Consider the following 19946-nt stretch of genomic DNA (forward strand, 5'->3'; position numbering starts at 1 on the left):
ACTGATCACGCGGTTAATAAGGCCAGAGATGTTGGATCAAAAGCTGTACATTACGGTTGCCACGAAATTCATTAATATCCAGTTTATAGGCAAGTTCTACTTCACGGACACTGTTATCCGGCCAGCGGGTAGGATCGATATTGAACGCGATCCCGTCTAGCATCGGGCCACCGTTTAATGGCTCCACTATCACCTTTAAATGACGTTCTCCAACAATGCGCTGTTGCAGTAGCTTGAATTTACCGTCAAAAACCGGCTCCGGGAATGCCTGCCCCCAAGGACCGCCATCACGCAACATCTCTGCAATGTCCAATGACAGTTCATTGATCGCTAGCTCACCATCACTCCAGATAACACCTTCAAGTTGCGAAATATCTAACCAATCCGCCATTAACGCAGAAAAGTGACGCTGAAATTGTTCAAATTTATCCTGCTCAAGTGACAAACCGGCAGCCATCGCGTGACCGCCAAATTTAAGTATCAACCCCGGATGCAAAGTATCAAGCCGCTCAAGCGCATCACGCATATGCAACCCCTGCACTGAACGACCAGAACCTTTCAAAATACCGTCCCCTGCCGGTGCGAAAGCGATAACAGGCCGATGAAAACGTTCTTTAATGCGAGAAGCCAGAATGCCGACTACTCCCTGATGCCATTCTGGATGATAAAGCGCCAGCCCATAAGGCAGCTCAGTACTGGTACGTTCAAGTTTGTCACAAATTTGCAGGGCTTCTTGTTGCATTCCCTGCTCTATTTCACGCCGGGTATGGTTAAGACTGTCCAGTTCGCAAGCTATCTGGCGCGCCTTTGCCATGTCGTCAGTTAGCAATAAAGTGACGCCAATGGACATATCATCGAGGCGACCAGCGGCATTCAGTCTTGGCCCAAGAAAAAAGCCTAAGTCACTGGCTGCTAGCTTATAGGCATCACGTTTGGAAACTTCCAATAATGCCCGAATTCCCGCACAGCAACGCCCTGCACGAACGCGATTCAATCCCTGATAAACCAGAATCCGGTTATTGGCATCCAAAGGTACAACATCGGCAACCGTGCCTAACGCAACCAAATCCAACATTTCTGCCAGATTCGGCAGAGCAATTCCTTGCTTTTCAAACCACTGATCTTTTCTCAGCGCCGCCCTTAAAGCCGACATCAGATAAAACGTGACGCCAACCCCTGCCAAAGATTTAGATGGGAAAGAGCAATCGGATAAATTGGGATTAATAATGGCATCGGCAGCCGGCAAAATATCGCCCGGCAAGTGGTGATCCGTGACAATCACTTTCATACGGTGCTGATGGGCAGCCGCAACTCCTTCATGGGAAGAGATACCATTATCCACGGTAATAATTAGGTCAGCGCCTTTTTTGACGACCTCTTCGACCACCTGCGGGCTTAAACCATAACCATCGTCAAAACGATTTGGCACCAGATAATCCAGATGGCGATATCCCATCGAGCGTAATGATCGGATCGCCAATGCCGTGCTCGTTGCCCCATCAGCATCAAAATCACCGACAATAACAATACGCCAGTGTTCATGAAGTGCTGTCAACAAGAGCGCCACCGCCTGTTCCACGCCACTCAAATGCTGGTAATTCAATAAGCCTTGAACGCCACGCTCCAATTCATTCGCTTGCTGGATACCACGAATGGCATACAAACGACGCAGTAATGGATGAATCTGTTGTGGAAGATGACTGTCATCCACCACCGGGCGGCGGCGGAGTTGTGTTTCAATATTCACTAAACTTATTTACCACGTTGCGCCAATGCCGCTGCCAAAGCCTCTGGCGGCATATATCCACCTAACAGACTGCCATCCTTAAGGATAATCGCCGGCGTTCCCTGGACGCCAAACTGGAGACCCAATTTGTAATGGTTAGCAATATCCACTTTACAGCTCTTAATTGGCGAAACATCTCCATCTTTAAACGCAGCATCCAATGATTTCTGCGGTGTTGCGCTACACCAGATAGATTGCATATCTTTAGCAGATTGGTGCTGCATGCCCTGACGGGGGAACGCCAGATAGCGCACAGTAATACCCAGTTTATTGTACTCTTGCATGTTTTCATGCAATTTATGGCAGTAACCACAGGTAATATCCGTGAAAACGGTAACGACATGCTTCTCTTTTGGCGCTTTGTAAATAATCATTTGATCTGTCATTGCTTCCAGCTTTTTCATCAACAATTGATTACTGACATTGACAGGAGAGCTGCCACTGACATCATAAATTGGCCCTTGCAATAAATATTTCCCGTCATCAGAGAGATAAATGATCCCTTGCTCGGTCACTACCGTATTTAAACCAACAATAGGTGATGGCTGGATGTTTTCTGCTTTTATCCCTAGTTTCTGCATCGTTCTATGGACAGCATCATCATCAGCAAGCGCATTTCCGCTAAACCAGGCCAGTAACAGAGGGAAACATAACACGCTTTTTTTCATTTTCGGTTCCTTTAAATCCGTGCTCACCCACGCGGATGATGTTGTTGATGTAGCAATTTAAGCCGTTCTGTTGCTACATGAGTATATATTTGTGTTGTGGATAGATCACTATGCCCCAATAACATCTGCACAACTCGCAAATCAGCGCCATGATTAAGCAAATGTGTGGCAAATGCGTGACGCAAAACATGGGGAGATAACCGTTCAGTATCGATTCCAGCCAACAGCGCATAATGTTTAATACGATGCCAGAAAGTCTGCCGGGTCATTTGTCGCCCCCGTTTGCTAGGAAAAAGCACATCCAGCGTTGCACCATTCAGTAACCCGGCTCTTCCATACTCCACATAATGCTCCAGCCAGTAAATCGCCTCTTCCCCTAAAGGTACTAACCGTTCTTTATTCCCTTTACCAATCACTCTCACCACGCCTTGACGCAAGCTGACATCGGAAAGGGTCAACCCTACTAGCTCAGATACTCGCAAACCACAGGCATAAAGCACTTCAAGCATCGCTTTATCCCTTAGCTCCACCGGTTGATCTGTACAGGGCGCATTAAGTAGATCCTCGACCTGCTTTTCACTCAAATCTTTAGGCAATCGCTTTGGTAATTTCGGTGCGGACAAAAGCGCTGTCGGATCATCTTCCCGCATTTTTTCCCGATAAAAATAGAGAAACAACTGGCGCATAGCACTGAGTAAACGCGCCGAGCTACTGGCTTTATACCCGCCATCCATGCGTTCCGCCAGAAAAGAGTGCAAATCTATCGTCTGGACAGATAATAAATTATGACCATGATGTATCAACCAGTTATCCAGGGCTTGTAAATCCAGCCGGTAAGAAGCAAGCGTATTTTCCGCGAGATCATGTTCCAACCAGATAGCATCAAGAAATTGTTCTATCAGTGGATTAGTCAACTGAGTTGGTTGTTTTGACACGAAATACTTCCCTTAAATCTGCACATCTCTGTCGGCTATTATGCCTGAAAAAGCAATTATTCTGTTACAATGCCAATCCAGATATTCAAAAACCATAATGATTAATGATGAAGATTGGTCTTTTTTACGGCTCCAGCACCTGCTACACCGAAATGGCAGCAGAGAAAATTCGCGATATCCTCGGTGAAGATTTAGTTGATCTCCACAATATCAAAGAGACAACACCTGAATTAATGGAAGAGTACGCTGTACTGATTCTTGGCATTCCGACATGGGATTTTGGCGAATTACAGGAAGATTGGTTGGATATTTGGGAGCAAATTCCTTCCCTCGATTTACGGGGGAAAATTGTCGCCATGTATGGTATGGGCGATCAAATTGATTATAGCGATTGGTTTCTTGACGCTCTCGGTATGCTATATCACCATTTACGCCCTTCAGGTGTCCATTTCATTGGCTTCTGGCCAACCGAAGGCTATGAATTTACCAGCCCGAAACCATTAACGGATAATGGCACACAATTTGTCGGGCTGGCATTAGATGACGTAAACCAGTATGAACAAACTGATGATCGTTTATCGCAATGGTGTATGCAAATCCTGCAAGAAATGGAGCCTCTGCTTTAAATTCAGAAAAATTTCAGCTCAATCAGATATCAGGATATTGCAACAACAGTTGATTAATATGCCTCCATTCATCCTGTGACATACCATCGGATGCGACCCATAAACGGATTTTTTTCTGGTTATAAAAAGATTGAGCCGTAATTAATATGCCATAGCGACATAACCACGGGCGCCGGATAATTCGCCACTCGTGCTTCTTCCATTGCAACTTATTATCACTGAACAGAACTAAAAGCCCTTGTGATTTACGGATATTTTTCTGGCTACGCCCCCAACTGGCAATAATCAACAGTACCAAAGGAAGCCAGAAAATCCAGAAAACAGCGTTATCCGCAGGCCACGGAGCAAGTAGCACTATAAGCGCGATTACACCATGAACACAGGTGGAAATTAACTGGGTATGCCAAGATACCCTGAGATCACACCTCCACAGGACCACGATCTTTATTTCTATTCTGAATAAGTTTAATCATGCGAAATAGCTCTTCATCTGCCGGGCGTCCATGATTCATCAACCAGTTAAATAGATCAGGATCAGCACATTCAAGCAAGCGAATAAAAAGTCGTTTATCATCATCACTGAGTGAGTCATATTCATACTCAAAAAACGGCATAATTGAAATATCCAGCTCACGCATTCCACGTCGACATGCCCAATGAATACGTGCTTTATTATCAATATCCATGTTCAAAGAATCCCCTTTTTAATTCTCATTGTTAGTTTTAACGCCATTAGCCATTAAGTCGCCCGGCAAACTCATGCATCATGCCAGCTAATAGCAATAATAACTACTTGCATTGTGCTTCAGCTCTTTTACCATTGATGCATCATTGGCTCAAATATCTGACTGGCAGGATGTGTCATGGCTTATAAAACTCCGTTCTCTTCACAATCTCCATCGTCTTCATCAACCCTTCCCCTGACATTAATATCACTGGATGACTGGGGCCTGATAACCGCAACTGGACCGGATACAGAAAAATATCTACAAAGTCAGGTTACAGCAGATATTTCCGCACTTGCAACGAATCAGCATGTACTTAGTGCGCATTGTGATGCAAAAGGCAAAATGTGGAGTAATCTGCGCCTCTTCCATCGTGGTGAAAGCCTTGCTTATATTGAACGTCGCAGTGTGTTGGAAAACCAGCTTACAGAACTGAAAAAATATGCCGTATTCTCTAAAATTACGCTAGTTCAAGATGAAAACGCGGTATTGCTCGGAGTTGCAGGTAAAAACTGCCGCGAGGCACTGAATAATATTTTCCCAACACTACCCGATGCTGATAATGCTGTCGTTGAACATGAAACTACGACTTTGCTCCATTTTACCTTGCCGTCTGAACGTTTCCTCTTGGTAACAAACACCGCAACCGTTGAACAATTAACAGAAAAACTTCAAGCTCAGCTTAATAACAGCGAACAGTGGTTAGCTCTGGATATTGAAGCTGGTTTCCCGATCATTGATGCCGCAAATAGTACGCAATTTATTCCTCAGGCAACTAACCTCCAAGCATTGGCAGGAAGTATCTGTTTTAAAAAAGGGTGTTATACCGGTCAGGAAATGGTGGCCCGCGCTAAATATCGCGGCGCCAATAAACGCGCCATGTACTGGCTGGCTGGCAGTGCTACCAAAACTCCTATGGCTGGAGATGATTTGGAATGGCAATTAGGAGATAAGTGGCGGAGAACAGGCACCGTTTTGGCTGCCGTTAAACTGAATGATAATAGTGTCTGGGTACAAGTCGTCATGAATAACGATATGGAAAATCATAGTGTATTCCGTGTCCGCGACGATGAAGGACATTCACTCGCTATTCAGCCTCTGCCTTATTCTCTCGATGAAGAAAATAATTGATGAGGTTTATATGTCGTTAGCAGTACCTACCGTTGATTTTGGCCCTTTTACTAATGTCATCGGTTTTTTGATGGAGCTGGATAAGCTGAAAAAAGTTCAGCGGCGAACTAAGTTGCTGGATAACTATCGTCGGGAAAATTCAGCCGAGCATAGTTGGCATTTTGCTATCGCCGCAATGAGTTTTGCGCCCTATGTAAAAGGGGTAGATATCCAGCGGGTTATTCAAATGGCATTAATTCACGATATTGTAGAAATTGATGCCGGTGATGTGATGGTTTACGATTTAGCAGCCCGTGAGGCCATTCATGAACAGGAAGTCAAAGCCGCCCACCGTCTTTTTGGTTTACTCCCCGAACCACAAAAAAGTCATTTTATGTCACTTTGGCAAGAGTATGAAGCCAAAGAAAGCCAAGACGCCCGCTTTGCCCTTACACTGGATAGACTCATGCCGATGCTGATGAATCTGTATAATAAAGGGCAGAGTTGGGTAGAAGATGGTATTCGTTTTGAGCAAGTAATTAACCGCAATAAATTTATTGCCGATGTCTATCCTGAATTATGGCAGTATCTGCTGCCGCAATTGGAAACCGCACAGAAGAAAGGTTGGTTGAAATAACTTTTCTCGAAAATTTGAGAGCGTTCAGAATTCAGTGCACACATTAACCATATGGTGCACTGAATTAACTACAAACTACGGTTGTTTTAACACTAGATAGGTAATCAACGATGCACGTTCCAACACCAACTTAACACTCTAACAACATCATCCAAATTATTCACCTCAATCACTGTATCTGCTGGTTAGATACCAAGTCTTCTGTCGTTGTGTTCAAGTAAATTGGATTGCCTGGAACAAGATTGCTATTTATCGCCAGCTAAACCAAATCGTTGCACTATTAATAGTAGTCAACCTCGCTATCCCTAATAAACTAATGCGATACAGGCGAAAACTCTAGCTCACTCGTTTCCAAACAGTTTGTATTTAGGAAACGGAAACAAACTTTCTTTATCGTAATCAGTTTTGCAATTTGCCGTTAACATATATCCGTCCCGCATTTCCTGTTCGCTCTCCTGGCTCCCCCGACTTTCCATCAACACCCGCCTGACCGAACTTTCCGGTAATATTCGACGTTGTATCTCCATTCCCAGTATTAGTTAATGTAGAACCGCCATCACCGCCTTTCCCTCTCCATCCCGGCCTACCGCCCGCTCCCGCAAAACCTTGGAATGCCCCACAATTGATGCGCGGATCGCCTTCGGAGTAGCTAAAATATATGTCCCCCCCATCCCCACTATGACCTCCATTACCCCCATCTCCTCCATCGCCTCCATTTCCTCCGTTCCCTCCAAGCCCAGACTGACACAGTGAGTTAGTAGTAATATGACGATGATTAGAGTCAATAACCTCAAAGAAACTGCCATAACCCCCATTTCCCCCCTTACCACCATCACCTCCATGACCGCCATCACCACCATTACCTCCATTACCTCCCGCCGACCACAAATTTACTGTTCCTCTCACATAAGGACATGCAATAGTTAGTTTATCCCCCGCCTTAGCAGATTCGCCATCCGCTCCCCGCACTCCCGAAGAACCATGAGTTCCATCAGAACCTGGTGAAGGGTTCGTTATACACTTATGTTTATCCTGAAGCCCAGGAGTACCCTTAGCACCATCAGCGCCACTGTTTCCATTTGTACCAACAGCACCATCTTTTCCATCTTTCCCTCTACTGGTAAGGTCATATGAGCTACCTTGAATAACATTTGCTTCAATCCTGCCATTGGTGTAGCAAATCACTTTGCCTTCCGGTTCAATAGTTATCTTGTTGTACACTAAGACAACCGGTTCGCCACGGTTATCTTTATCTCTGATAATCAACGGATTATCTTTACTTATAGTAATTTCGTCGCCACTGTAGAACGCCACTTTCATCGGAAAACGCTTAGCATTGAGCATTTCTTCATAATCTTTGACCAAAGCAGAATCACCATAGATATAAGCACTAAAGGCCTTGCATAAATCAATATGATTAGCCGGGACGTTTACCAGCCGTTCAGCAGAAAACGGTTCAGGTAACGGATGATGGGATTCCATTTTTCCAGAGCTATACTGACTGTCAGGCACGCCGTTGAGTGCTTTCAGCTCTTGTATCGTTTGTACTGTAAAAAACGCAGGCGGCACAGTAGCCGTTTTCAGATCGTTAGAGAATATTACCGGCCCGTCAAAGTCAGAGGTCTTAAGTTGCTTTGGCTGTCGCTCCAAGCCAAACGGATGATGATATTGATGTAATATTGCCAACGTCTCAGCAACCGTTCTTATTTTATCCATGAGAACTCTCCTAAGTTTAAATTTATACGTTTAGAATAACTTCATATATTAATTATCCATCTGACCAAGTTGAAAAGTTCCTACTACTATCACTACCGGTTATGTCACTAATATTGCTAATAGTCAGAATTTCGCTCTGGCTAATCACCAAATTAGCCAAGGCAAAAACATCGATTTTTTTTGGCAAAGAATATGGATACCTCAACAACAGGCAGGCCAGAAAAATAACTCCCATGAGAATTAATCAGGCAAGTATTTATTTACTTTACAGAAAACAATTAGATGCAATATTTAAATTACACAATTTTAAATATTAATATAAACCTCCACTTTTTTCATTAATTATGGAAAATATTTCTGTGATACATCACTACTTTTCAACAGATGCTAATTAAAAACTTCAACTCTATATTTTCCTCATTGTATTATTAGGAAATAATAATATTGTTTTAATTTTAAAAAATCACAAAAAATATAAACCCACAGATATTACCGAATAATGAAATTATGAATGTAATTTAAATTAAAGATAGAAAATAATTCTTCTTTACAAGAAAAAGATTCTTTCACCAATAAAATCCAATTTTTAAAAAACTCACTTTACAAAGAGACGCCTAAAATGACCAACAAAAAGGTCAATAAAATAGCCCTAGTGAAATAAACAGTAAATCAAAATAACTGAATCAACAATAGATTTGGAGCAATAATTATCCCGATACAGTGTAGCCATTGGAAATGGCTACACATCAGGTTGCTGATAAACCTATTTAAAAAACAGGGTATTTTCGCATCATCGAAAATTTCAGATAGCGTGTTGTTGGCCAATAAATTTTCTCTAAGTAAAACAAGTTTAAATATCACCATATCCAATAAACTAATGCGATACAGACGAAAACCCGAACTCACTCATTTCCAAACAGTTGATGTTTAGGAAACGGAAATAAACTTTCTTTATTGGCTATCTTGCAATTTACCGTTAACATAGATCCGCCCCACATTTCCTTTTTGCTCTCCTGGCTCTCCCCGCTTTCCATCAGTACCCGCTTGACCAAATTCTCCGGTAATACTCGACGTTGTACCTCCACCCCCAGAGTTAGTCAATGTAGAGCCACCATCACCACCTTTCCCTCTCATTCCCGGATGACCACCAGCTCCCGCAATACCTGGTGATGCTAAACATTTAATGAGCGGATTGCCTTCGGAATAGCTAAAATATATGTCCCCCCCATCCCCACTATGACCGCCATTACCCCCATCCCCTCCATCGCCTCCATCTCCTCCTTTCCCTCCGTTCCCAGACTTACACAGAGAGGTAGTAGTATTATAATCATGATGATCACCAACAGCCTTATCAACACTACCATAACCCCCGTCTCCTCCCTTACCACCATTACCTCCATGACCGCCATCACCACCATTACCTCCATTACCTCCCGCCGACCACAAATTTACTGTACCTCTCACATAAGGGCATGCGATAGTTAGTTTCTCCCCCGCTTTACCAGGCTCACCATCTGCTCCCCGCGCTCCCGAAGAACCGTTAGTTCCATCAGAACCTGGTGCTGCGTCCGTTGTACACTCATGTTTATTCTGAATACCAGGATTACCCTTAGCGCCATCAGCTCCACTGTTTCCATCTGTACCAGCAGCACCATCTTTTCCATAGTCCGCTGTATTGGTAAAGTGATACGAGTTCCCTTGAATGACATTCGCTTCAATCCTGCCATTGGTGTAGCAAATCACTTCACCTTCCGGTTCAATAGTTATCTTGTCATACACCAAGACAACCAGTTTGCCGCTGTGATCTTTATCTCTGATAATCAACGGATTATCTTTGCTTATCGTGATCTCGTCGCCACTGTAGAACGCAACTTTCATCGGAAAACGCTTAGCATTGAGCATTTCTTCATAATCTTTCACCAAAGCAGAATCACCATAGATATAAGCACTAAAGGCTTTGCATAAATCAATATGATTATCAGGGGCATTTGCCAGCCGTTCAGTAGAAAATGGTTCAGGTAACGGATGATGGGATTCCATTTTTCCAGAGCTATACTGATTATCAGGCACACCGTTGAGTGCTTTCAGCTCTTGTATCGTTTGCACTGTAAAAAATGCAGGCGGCACAGTGGCCGTTTCCAGATCGTTAGAAAATATTACCGGCCCGTCAAAGTCGGCGGTCTTAAGCTGCTTTAGCTGTCGTTCCAGACCAAACGGATGATGATATTGATGTAATATTGCCAACGTCTCAGCAACCGTTCTTATTTTTTCCATGAAAATTCTCCTAAGTTTAAATTTATACGTTTAGAATAACTTCATATATCAATTATCCATCTGACCACGTTTCCAAATCTCTACTACTATCACTACCGGTTATGTCACTAAATAACTAATAGTCAGAATTTTGCCCCTGACTAATCATCAGATTAGCCGGAGCAAAAACATCGATTTTTTCTGACAAAGGGTATAACCATTTCAACAACCGGCAGGCCAGAAAAATAATTGCGACGAGAATTAATTAGGTAAATATTTATTTACTTTACAGAAAGTCATTAGATACAATATTGGAATTTATCAATTTAAAATATTAATGTAAATTACCATTTCTTCCATTAATTATAGAAAATATTTCCGTGATATATCACTACCTTTTAATAGATGCTAATTGAAAATTTCGATTTTATATTTATCGTTTCCAAACAGTTTATGTTTAGAAAACGGAACGTTCAACATAATTTTCCTTCAACGTAATTTGCCATTGATATATATCTGCCCCCCCTTTCCTTGCATCCCTGGCCTCCCTGACTCTCCATTAATCCCCTTTTTACCAGGAATTCCAGAACAATTTAAGTTTCTAATTCTATCCTTCATATCACACCACGCAGAACCACCATCACCGCCTTTCCCTCCCCTTCCCGCTCTACCACCAGCCCCTGGCAAACCTGCTGTTGACCAATAACTCATGTTTGGATTACCAGTAGAATAGTTACACTCTATGTCACCCCCATCTCCACCATTCCCCCCATTACCTCCATTCCCACCCGCCCCTCCATTTGCTCCATCCCCCCCATTCCCAGAAAAATAACGTGGGTCCGTAGTAACATAACTATGACCACCAGAACAATCCCCATCGGCACCATTATAACAAAAGCCTCCATCTCCACCGTTCCCCCCACCGCCACCATCACCGCCACCCCCTCCATTTCCCCCAGCCCCTCCTTCAGACACCAAATATACCTCTCCATCCAGATGAGCAGTTGTGACACTTAATTTCTCCGCCACTCCACCTGGTTCTCCATCCGATCCTTTCGTTCCCGGAGAACCTTCAGTTCCATCGGTACCCGGTGTAGGGGGAGTTACACAGGTATCTTTTTTCTTACGACCAGGTAAACCATCAATGCCATTCACTCCGCTATTTCCAGCCGCGCCAGGAGCACCCATTTCTCCATCTCGCCCTTTATGGACAAAGTGCAGCGGCCCGCCTCCAAGCCCTTGAATGGCATTCGCTTCAATCCTGCCATTGGTGTAGCAAATTACTTTGCCTTCCGGTTCAACGGTTATCTGGTCGTACACCAAGACAACCAGTTCGCCACATTGTTCTTTATCTTTAATAATCAATGGATTACTTTCAGAAACAGTGATCTCTTCACCATTGTAAAACGCAACTTTCATCGGAAAACGCTTAGCATTTAGCATTTCTTCATAATCTTTGACCAAAGCAGAATCACCATAGATATAGGCGCGAAAGGCTTTGCATAAATCAATATGATTAGCCGAGACGTTTGCCAGACGTTCAGCAGAAAACGGTTCAGGTAACGGATGATAGGGTTCCATTTTTCCAGGACCATACCGACTGTCAGGTACACCGCCAAGTGCTTTCAGCTCTTGTATCGTTTGTATTGTAAAAAATGCCGGCGGCACAGTAGCCGTTTCCGGATCGTTAGAAAATATTACCGGCCCGTCAAAGTCGGCGGTCTTAAGTTGCTTTGGCTGTCGTTCCAGACCAACCGGATGGTGATATTGATGTAATATTGCTAACGTTTCAGCAACCGTTCTTATTTTTTCCATGAAAATTCTCCTAAGTTTAAGTCTATACAGTTAGAATAACTTCGTATATCAATTACCCATCTGACCAAGTTCCCAAATCTCTACTACTATCACTACCGGTTATGTCACTAAATAGCGAATAGTCAGAATTTTTCCCCTGACTAATCACCAGATTAGCCAGAGTGAAAACATCGATTTTTTCTGACAAAGGATATAGCCACTTCCAACAACATGCAGGCCAGAAAAATAATTACGACGAGAATTAATTAGGTAAATATTTATTCACTTACGGAAGTCAATTTAAATATGAAATTTAAATTACACAATTTAAAATATTAATATAATTCACCACTTTTTCCATTAATTATGACGAATATCTCCGTGATATATCACTACCCCTTAATAGATACTAATTAAAAATTTCAATTTTATATTTATCTCATGGTGTATTATTATAAAATACAAATAAAAACAATGAGCATAATTGTATTTTTCAAAAATCACAAAGAATCTGTAAATAACTCTGTCATGTAAAACCCGTGTTTCCTGATGTTTTCTCTTCTAATATCAAGCTATTTTTCCAGATTTTAAAGCCACACTGACAGATAAAAAACGTCTCTTCTTATCTATTTTATCATTGGTAAAAACTCGGCAGTGATAGTCGAAGCTTTAAAAATCAACAACCTGAAAGCCCTATCGGGCTTTCAGAAAATACTTTGACTCAGGTTATTCCTACTTCGCAATTAACTTAACTTGCAATCGATACGTAATCAACGATGCAAGTTCTGACAGTGGCTTATTGTTCAACAACAATTCCAATGGAATATCCACACGTAACTGTTTGTTAATTTTTTGCACCAACATCACCCCATTCAGCGAATCAATACCATTGTCAGTCAGTGGTTGATCCGGATGAAAAACCTCAGCTTTCGTCCCAACAATCTCACCGCAGAAAGCCTGTAATAAACTGACAACATCATCCAAGTTATTGGCCTCAAGCCCCCTGTCTGCTGGTAAAGCCTGAGCTACGCTTTCCTGCTGAATATCACGAAATAATGCCAGATGGCGCATTGGACCAGAGAGTAATACTGACCAATCAGCCAAGAACGGCACCAGTTGCGGCTCAATGCGGGCAAACAGACGCTCTAACGTGGCTAACCCCTCTTCTAAGCTAAATAGCGGCAGCCCATTGTCTTCGGACACCGGGAGCATGCGACTATCTCGTAAAGCAATACCTGCTTTCCACGGCCCCCAGTTAAGGCTCAACGCAGGTAAACCTTGCTGACGCCGCAAATAGGCCAAGCTGTCCAGCATGGCATTTGCGGCTGCATAAGATGCCATACCCGGCAAAGACAATAATGAGCTTATTGAGGAAAACATAACGAAATGCTCTAACGGCGCATCAGCTAATGCCTGATGCAGTGTCCAGGCAGAAAGTGCTTTAGCGGCAAAGACTCTATCGAAAGCCTGAGTACTCAGTTCACGATATCCTTGAGCTTCAACATGCGCGGCACAATGAATTACGCCTCGTAACGGCTGACTGGCCCGTTGCCGATACTGAGCCAGACAATTATTAGTCATTTTTACATCACCCAGATCAACCGGCAGATATTCTGCTTCAATCCCCTGTTGACGTAGCATTTCCAGTAACATCTGATCATCCGTCTCAAGCGTATGACAACGGCCGATCAACAACAAATGACGAGCACCATGCTTTACCATCCAGGAAATCAACTGACGTCCCATTCCCCCGAAAGCGCCCGTCAGCAAATAGCTGCCGTCTGGACGAAAATGCGCCAACGGCAACAATGGCGGCATTTCTGGCAACGGCACAAGACGTAGCGCATAGCGTTGATCACGACGCAGAGCTAATTGATCCTCACCATCATCCGTTAATAATGCATTCCACCACTGAGCTGGCGCAGTAGTACTGTCAATATCCAACAACCCTCCCCAGAGTGAAGTCGCTTCCTGTTGACCGATAACCCGCATCATTCCCCATAATGCAGCAGCAAACGGATCAGGCAGATCTTGTTCAGTCACCTGATGAGCATATCGAGTTATGACCCACAGGCGTGGTTTCACCGCTCGTTCTGCCAATGCCGCACACAAATAGATCAAAGCATGATAGGTCTTGCGTGGATTATGTAACGGCCAGAGGATCAGTATCCTTTCAACCTCAGAAGGAAGAGTATCAACCAACTCCTGAACTTTCTGCTCACTGTCAGGCAGGCCGGAACGTAGATAGGCATATCCACCACGCCGTTGCAATTCACTCGCCAATTCCTCTGCCAACACAGTTTCATCGCCAAAAATAGCCCATCGTGCTAAACATGGTGCTAAAGGCGCTAGCAATGGGCAAGAAGGCACTTCACGCCACAGGGGTTGACCTATCACCAGATTGTGAGGTACTGGCAATAAATCGCTTTTCCTGTTACTGACAAGCTGAACGCAAAATCCTTTGATTTGGCAAATCAGTATGCCGCGGTCAGTGCATACATCAATATCACCAAGCCACTGTTGTTGTGTCTGCTCAGTCATTCGAGCACAGGCTCTCACTCGGCCGGATAGTTTACCGTTAATGCGTAGATGTCGAATAGTTACCGGAATACGGAAATCGCTAGCAGGGATTGGAGCATTAACGCCAACAGACTGAATCGCCAGCAGCGACTGGAAAATGCCATCCAAAGCCGCCGGGTGGAAATTCATTCCCTCTGGCGTAGGTGGCAACTCAATCTCACAGATTGTCTCCTTTTCACCGATAATCGCCTGACACAGAGTACGAAATACCCCGCTATAACTAAAATGCAGGTGTTGAAACGCCTGATACAATTCTTTCTGATACAATTCTTTCTGATACAATTCCTTCTGATACAATTCCCCCTGACACAACGTCTCCTGAGCCTCCTGATTCTGCGTACCAAGATAGCGCTCATTTACAACTGATGATGGGATAACACAGGCAGTCGCGCCCGGCACGACAATGTTTACTTGTGCACTGGCTGCAAATTGGTATTGGGTATCTTCATCCAGATTATTGGCAGTGTATACCTGCACTTCCATTCGCTGACGATCCAAGCGGGTTTTTAGCCTGAACTCCATGCCGGGTTCCAGCAGTAAAGCCGATTGCAACACAATATTATTCAGCGCCAATCCAACACCCGGAAAGCAGATACGCGCCGCGGTTAACATGACTTCGATATAGCCGGCAGCAGGAAACATCGCATTTCCCATGACGACATGATCGAGTAGCCAAGGCGCCTGCTCAACAACCAATTCAGCCTGCCAACTCTCGCTACCTGGCTGTGCTTCGCCCAATAACACACCGCTCGACTTGCGCAGCCGGTGGCGACGGCTGATTTTCGGTTCATGCCAATAAGATTGCTGATGCCAGGGATACGTTGGCAGATCGATTAAATGAGCCATAGGCGTCATAGTCCGCCAATCAGGCTCAATACCGGCTTCAAATAATTGGCCCAATAGCTGTGACCAGTTCTGCCCTGTTCGACAAGCAAACACCTGGCCGCGATAAGGTTTACTCCAATCCTTCAATCCACCGCTCAACAGGGATGTGGGTGAAATTTCAAGGAAATGGTGGAAACCTGCTTTCAGCATATTTTCCATCGCATCATCAAAACGAAAGGGTTCGATCATATTGTCAGCCCAATGCTCAGGACCCAACTTATCATTAATTTTCTTCCCTGTGACTGATGAGAACACAGGTAATAAGGGTTTTGAGGCCGGAATAGTCGCAGCATCGGCAATTAACCCTGCCCGGAGTGGTTCCAGCAATGGAGAATGGGCAGCAATACCATAGTTAATGTGGCTACTGGCGATACGATGATGTTTTAAACGATGGGAAATGGCAGTTAATCCGCTTACCGGACCCGATAACAGACAACTATTGGCGCTGTTTCTTCCAGCAATCACGACTGCGGGATCAACATCATGGGCAGACAAATAGGGCTGTATCTGTTCCACCGTGGCCGCTACCATCAACAATCCGCCCTTCTGATCCAACGCGCTTTGCAGATCACGATAGCGGTAATAACGATGATACAAAAGTGTCAATGCCTGAGTCAGATCATAAATTCCCGCCAGATAACAAGCCGCCATTTCACCGGTACTATGACCAAGCAATGCCGCTGGCCTAAATCCCCACTGCTGCAACTGAGCGACCATAGATATTTGTACCGCAAACTGCACCGGCGGCGCCATTAAATCGTCAGTAACCAGTAATGCAGCACGTAGAGACGGCGCAGAAAACTCAGCCCAAATAGCTTCGCAACGCCTGAATTGCTCGGCAAATGCAGGAAATAACTGAAACCAAGTTGCCACCTCCTGCCACCCTTCACCGCCAACACCAGGAAACACCCAAGCCAAGTGATCTACCTTTCTATTATTATGCTTCGGCGACAGACTCAGATGCGTTAACTGTTGTTGCAACTGTTTTCGATCACTAAATATTATGGCTTTACGCAGCGGGAAACGGTGACGAGTCATCGCTAAACTGTAACATAGATCATCAAGGGCAATCTCTGGCTGCTGCTGTAGTAAATCGGCGATACGCTGTGCTTGTTGTGTCAGGGAAAACTCAGATTGGGCAGATAATGGCAACATGAAAGCCAGCCCTTCGGTTTCGCGAAGTTGTACGCAAGGGGACACATAATTACTCAATACCACATGGACATTCGTCCCGCCAAAACCAAAAGAATTCACTCCCGCGACAACTCTACCTTTAGGCAATGACGTTAACTGTCGTGGAACCTGCAATCCTAATTCCGCAAAACGAATATAGGGGTTAGGCGGATCGGCATGTAAATTGCCCGGCACTTGCCTTCGCTGTAAACATAATACCGCTTTAATCAATCCGGCAATGCCCGCCGCGGCTTCTGTATGACCAATCACGGATTTACACGCACCGATCAGTAATGGGCGATCTGTCGGTTCTGGACGACATACCAGCCCCAAAGCTTCTGCTTCTATCGGATCACCGACCGCCGTTCCAGTACCATGAGCCTCAATATAATCAATCTCTTCCGGCGAAATCCCCGCCTGAGCGCAAGCTGCTCGAATCACCCGCTGCTGTGCCGCGCCGCTTGGTTGGGTCATCGTGGCAGTACGGCCATCCTGATTTGCGGCCGAACCGTGGATCACTGCCAAGATGGGATCGCCATCCTGTAAAGCCGCACTCAAGGGTTTCAGCAAAACAGCGCCCACCCCCTCACTACGCACATAACCATCAGCGTTAGCTGAAAAGCTGTGACAACGATTGGTCAGTGACAGAAAACCAGTACGGCTTTCCACTATCGAAAAATCAGGGATCAGCATTAACTGACTGCCGCCTGCCAGCGCCAATTGTGACTCTCCCCGCCGTAAACTGTCACAAGCCAAATGTATCGCCAATAAGGACGATGAACAGGCGCTATCGATGGTCAAAGATGGCCCTTGAAAATCAAACGCATGGGAAATACGGTTTGACAACATAGTTCCCATTGTGCCAGTTGAGGTATAGCCCGTCATCTGACGCAAATCAGTAAATTGCAGGTGCAAATAATCATGAGTGAAAGCGCCAATATAGACACCAACCGCCTGACCCGCCAACGATTTTGGTGGTATTCTCGCACGCTCCAGCGCTTCCCAAGTTACCTGCAACATCAGACGATGTTGTGGATCAATAAAAGGCGCTTCTGCGCTACTGATACTAAACGCCGCTGCATCAAAACCGGCTATATCAGTGATAAACCCTCCTTCTCGCGCCACCATTCGCCCTGGTAGATTGCGATCCCGAGAATAATAAACCTGAGTTGACCAACGTTCGGGGGGGACTGGGGTAATAGCGTCGCTTGAACCACACAACAGTTGCCAAAATTCTTCTGGGGAGTTAACGCCCCCAGGAAAACGGCAACCCATACCGATAATGGCAATCGGCATATTGTCACATCTCATCATATTGATATCCATAGTGGGATTCTTTACTCCGATCTATTACTTACCCGATTATCGCGCTTACTCACTAACACCATTCAGTCGGACTAGGAATACATTTCGGCGGATGAGGTGGTAAGCCAAAGCTCTGACCCCCTCTCTCCCTTATTTATAGTCGTTTAGCCAGTCCAAAGCCCGATCATCACCATGCTTCTGTGCATGACCGTTAACATATACCTTGCCAGCGGTACCTGCATCGCCGGATTTTCCATCAGTACCAGCGTCACCAGATACTCCGTCATGACCCTCACTATTTAATTCACCACTACTTAATTCACCACTACTACCGCCACCTGACCCACCTATTCCGCCTGTTCCTCCCTTACCACCTATCCCTCCATTTCCGCCATAACCTTTATATGACAGCGCATTAATTACTGGCTGACCCTGAGTGAAATTGACATAGATGTTACCACTGTCCCCACCTTTACCCCCATTCCCCCCATCCCCTCCATTTCCGCCATCCCCTCCCCTGCCTCCATATCCAGCAATACATTTTTTTGTTGCATCTCCTCCATTTCCCCCATTCCCTCCATTCCCCCCATTACCGCCATATCCACCATTCCCCCCCTTACCGCCTATCGATGCCGCGTTGACTACTCCAGTAAAAAGTTCAACATCAATAATGACATCATTTGCACTTCCCCCCCTTTTGCCATCCATCCCTTGCGCTCCAGAAGAACCGCCAGTTGCATCAGTGCCTGGCGTGGATTTAACAGAGCAACCGTGTTTATCCTCTGAACCAATATAACCATTGCTGCCATTCACTCCATTACTTCCCTGTTCGCCCCCAAAACCATCGGCTCCATCAAGACCTTTACTGACAATGCTCTGCTTTTTATCATTGCCATTCCCTACAACAGTGTTAGCTTCGACCTTACCATTAGTGCGGTAAATAATTTGACCTCCCGGTTCAATGATTATCTGGTCATACACCAAGACAACGGGTTCGCCATAATCATCTTTATCTTCAACAATCAATGGCGCACCTGCGGTAACAGTAATTCTTTCGCCACTGTATAACGCAACCTTCATCGGGAAACGCTTAGCATTAAGAATTCTTTCATAATCTTTAACCAAAGCAGAATCACCATAAATATAGGCCCTAAAAGCTTTGCACAAATCGATATGATAACCGGTGACATTTGCTAGTCGTTCAGCAGAAAACGGGTCAGGTAACGGATGATGGGGCTCCATTCTGCCAGGGCCATACTCACTGTCAGAAATACCCCCGAGTGCTTTCAGCTCCTGTATGGTTTGTACCGTAAAAAACGCAGGCGGCACAGAAGCTGTCTCTGGATCGTTAGAGAATATTACCTTGCCGGCAAAATCCGAGGTCTTAAGTTGCTTTGGCTGCCGTTCCACACCAATCAGATTATAATCCTGACGTAATACCGCCAAGGTTTCAGCAACAGTTCTTCTTTTATCCACGGGAATTCTCCTGAGTTTATATGTTGTTTAAGATAACTTCATATATCCATTATCCATTTGGTCAATCTCCAGAATATATGCTGTTATTACTACCGTTCGTGGTACTGAATGGCTGAATAGCCATAGCGAAAACATCGATTTTTTCTGGCAAAGGATATAAAATTTCAACAACGGGTAGGCCAGAAAAATAATTTCCATGAGAATTAATTAGGTAAGCATTTATTCACTTTATATAAAGGGATTGGATATAACATTTAAATCACACAATTTGAAATGT

The 19946-nt window shown here is 44.6% G+C and carries 14 protein-coding genes; 3 read left to right on the top strand and 11 right to left on the bottom strand.

Annotated elements, in window-relative coordinates:
• Positions 1-13 precede the first annotated feature (13 nt).
• Genes recJ through xerD form a run of 3 tightly spaced genes read right to left on the bottom strand, consistent with a single transcriptional unit; the run spans position 14 to position 3389 of the window.
• Positions 14-1747: a single-stranded-DNA-specific exonuclease RecJ gene (gene recJ, locus B0X70_RS17760; protein WP_217469998.1), complete on the bottom strand. Its 1734-nt coding sequence runs from the start codon at positions 1745-1747 to the stop codon at positions 14-16.
• 5 nt (positions 1748-1752) lie between these two features.
• The gene (gene dsbC / locus B0X70_RS17765) at positions 1753-2454 is read right to left on the bottom strand and encodes a bifunctional protein-disulfide isomerase/oxidoreductase DsbC (protein ID WP_105398497.1); all 702 of its coding nucleotides are present in this window, start codon (positions 2452-2454) and stop codon (positions 1753-1755) included.
• 23 nt (positions 2455-2477) lie between these two features.
• A complete protein-coding gene (gene xerD / locus B0X70_RS17770) occupies positions 2478-3389 on the bottom strand; it encodes a site-specific tyrosine recombinase XerD (protein WP_051560698.1) in 912 nt (303 codons plus the stop codon).
• Between the two features lie 107 nt (positions 3390-3496).
• Between xerD and fldB the strand changes: the two genes are divergently transcribed.
• Positions 3497-4015 carry a flavodoxin FldB gene (gene fldB / locus B0X70_RS17775; protein WP_217469999.1) on the top strand — a complete coding sequence of 173 codons (519 nt, stop codon included), beginning with the start codon at positions 3497-3499 and terminating at the stop codon, positions 4013-4015.
• Between the two features lie 22 nt (positions 4016-4037).
• On the opposite strand, the gene B0X70_RS17780 is transcribed toward fldB, so the two are convergent.
• Both B0X70_RS17780 and sdhE read right to left on the bottom strand, forming a co-directional pair.
• Positions 4038-4454: a protein YgfX gene (locus B0X70_RS17780; RefSeq protein WP_046394521.1), complete on the bottom strand. Its 417-nt coding sequence runs from the start codon at positions 4452-4454 to the stop codon at positions 4038-4040.
• Entirely contained in the window at positions 4435-4701 is a 267-nt protein-coding gene (gene sdhE / locus B0X70_RS17785) for an FAD assembly factor SdhE (RefSeq protein ID WP_036777610.1), read from the bottom strand. Before sdhE ends, B0X70_RS17780 begins: the two co-directional genes overlap by 20 nt.
• A gap of 177 nt (positions 4702-4878) precedes the next feature.
• On the opposite strand from sdhE, the gene ygfZ reads away from it, so the two are divergent.
• Positions 4879-5871 carry a tRNA-modifying protein YgfZ gene (ygfZ, locus tag B0X70_RS17790; RefSeq protein WP_046394520.1) on the top strand — a complete coding sequence of 331 codons (993 nt, stop codon included), beginning with the start codon at positions 4879-4881 and terminating at the stop codon, positions 5869-5871.
• Positions 5872-5881: 10 nt separating this feature from the next.
• Complete coding sequence (locus B0X70_RS17795) at positions 5882-6487, top strand: HD domain-containing protein (RefSeq protein WP_046394519.1); 606 nt, start codon at positions 5882-5884, stop codon at positions 6485-6487.
• A gap of 399 nt (positions 6488-6886) precedes the next feature.
• Here B0X70_RS17795 and B0X70_RS17800 read toward each other — a convergent pair whose 3' ends face one another.
• The 6 genes from B0X70_RS17800 to B0X70_RS17820 all read right to left on the bottom strand — a co-directional run bounded on the left by B0X70_RS17800 (position 6887) and on the right by B0X70_RS17820 (position 19669).
• Positions 6887-8203 (bottom strand): collagen-like protein, encoded by a 1317-nt coding sequence (locus tag B0X70_RS17800; RefSeq protein WP_217470000.1) that lies wholly within the window; start codon positions 8201-8203, stop codon positions 6887-6889.
• A gap of 951 nt (positions 8204-9154) precedes the next feature.
• The gene (locus B0X70_RS17805) at positions 9155-10477 is read right to left on the bottom strand and encodes a collagen-like triple helix repeat-containing protein (RefSeq protein ID WP_217470001.1); all 1323 of its coding nucleotides are present in this window, start codon (positions 10475-10477) and stop codon (positions 9155-9157) included.
• Between the two features lie 468 nt (positions 10478-10945).
• Positions 10946-12271: a collagen-like protein gene (locus B0X70_RS17810; RefSeq protein WP_217470002.1), complete on the bottom strand. Its 1326-nt coding sequence runs from the start codon at positions 12269-12271 to the stop codon at positions 10946-10948.
• 52 nt (positions 12272-12323) lie between these two features.
• The gene (locus B0X70_RS25615) at positions 12324-12458 is read right to left on the bottom strand and encodes a hypothetical protein (protein WP_256448139.1); all 135 of its coding nucleotides are present in this window, start codon (positions 12456-12458) and stop codon (positions 12324-12326) included.
• A 524-nt stretch (positions 12459-12982) separates the two neighbouring features.
• Positions 12983-18202 carry a type I polyketide synthase gene (locus B0X70_RS17815; RefSeq protein WP_217470003.1) on the bottom strand — a complete coding sequence of 1740 codons (5220 nt, stop codon included), beginning with the start codon at positions 18200-18202 and terminating at the stop codon, positions 12983-12985.
• Between the two features lie 141 nt (positions 18203-18343).
• Positions 18344-19669: a hypothetical protein gene (locus B0X70_RS17820; RefSeq protein ID WP_217470004.1), complete on the bottom strand. Its 1326-nt coding sequence runs from the start codon at positions 19667-19669 to the stop codon at positions 18344-18346.
• Positions 19670-19946: the final 277 nt, after the last annotated feature.

This window comes from Photorhabdus akhurstii (assembly GCF_019090985.1).
GTDB lineage: Bacteria > Pseudomonadota > Gammaproteobacteria > Enterobacterales > Enterobacteriaceae > Photorhabdus > Photorhabdus akhurstii.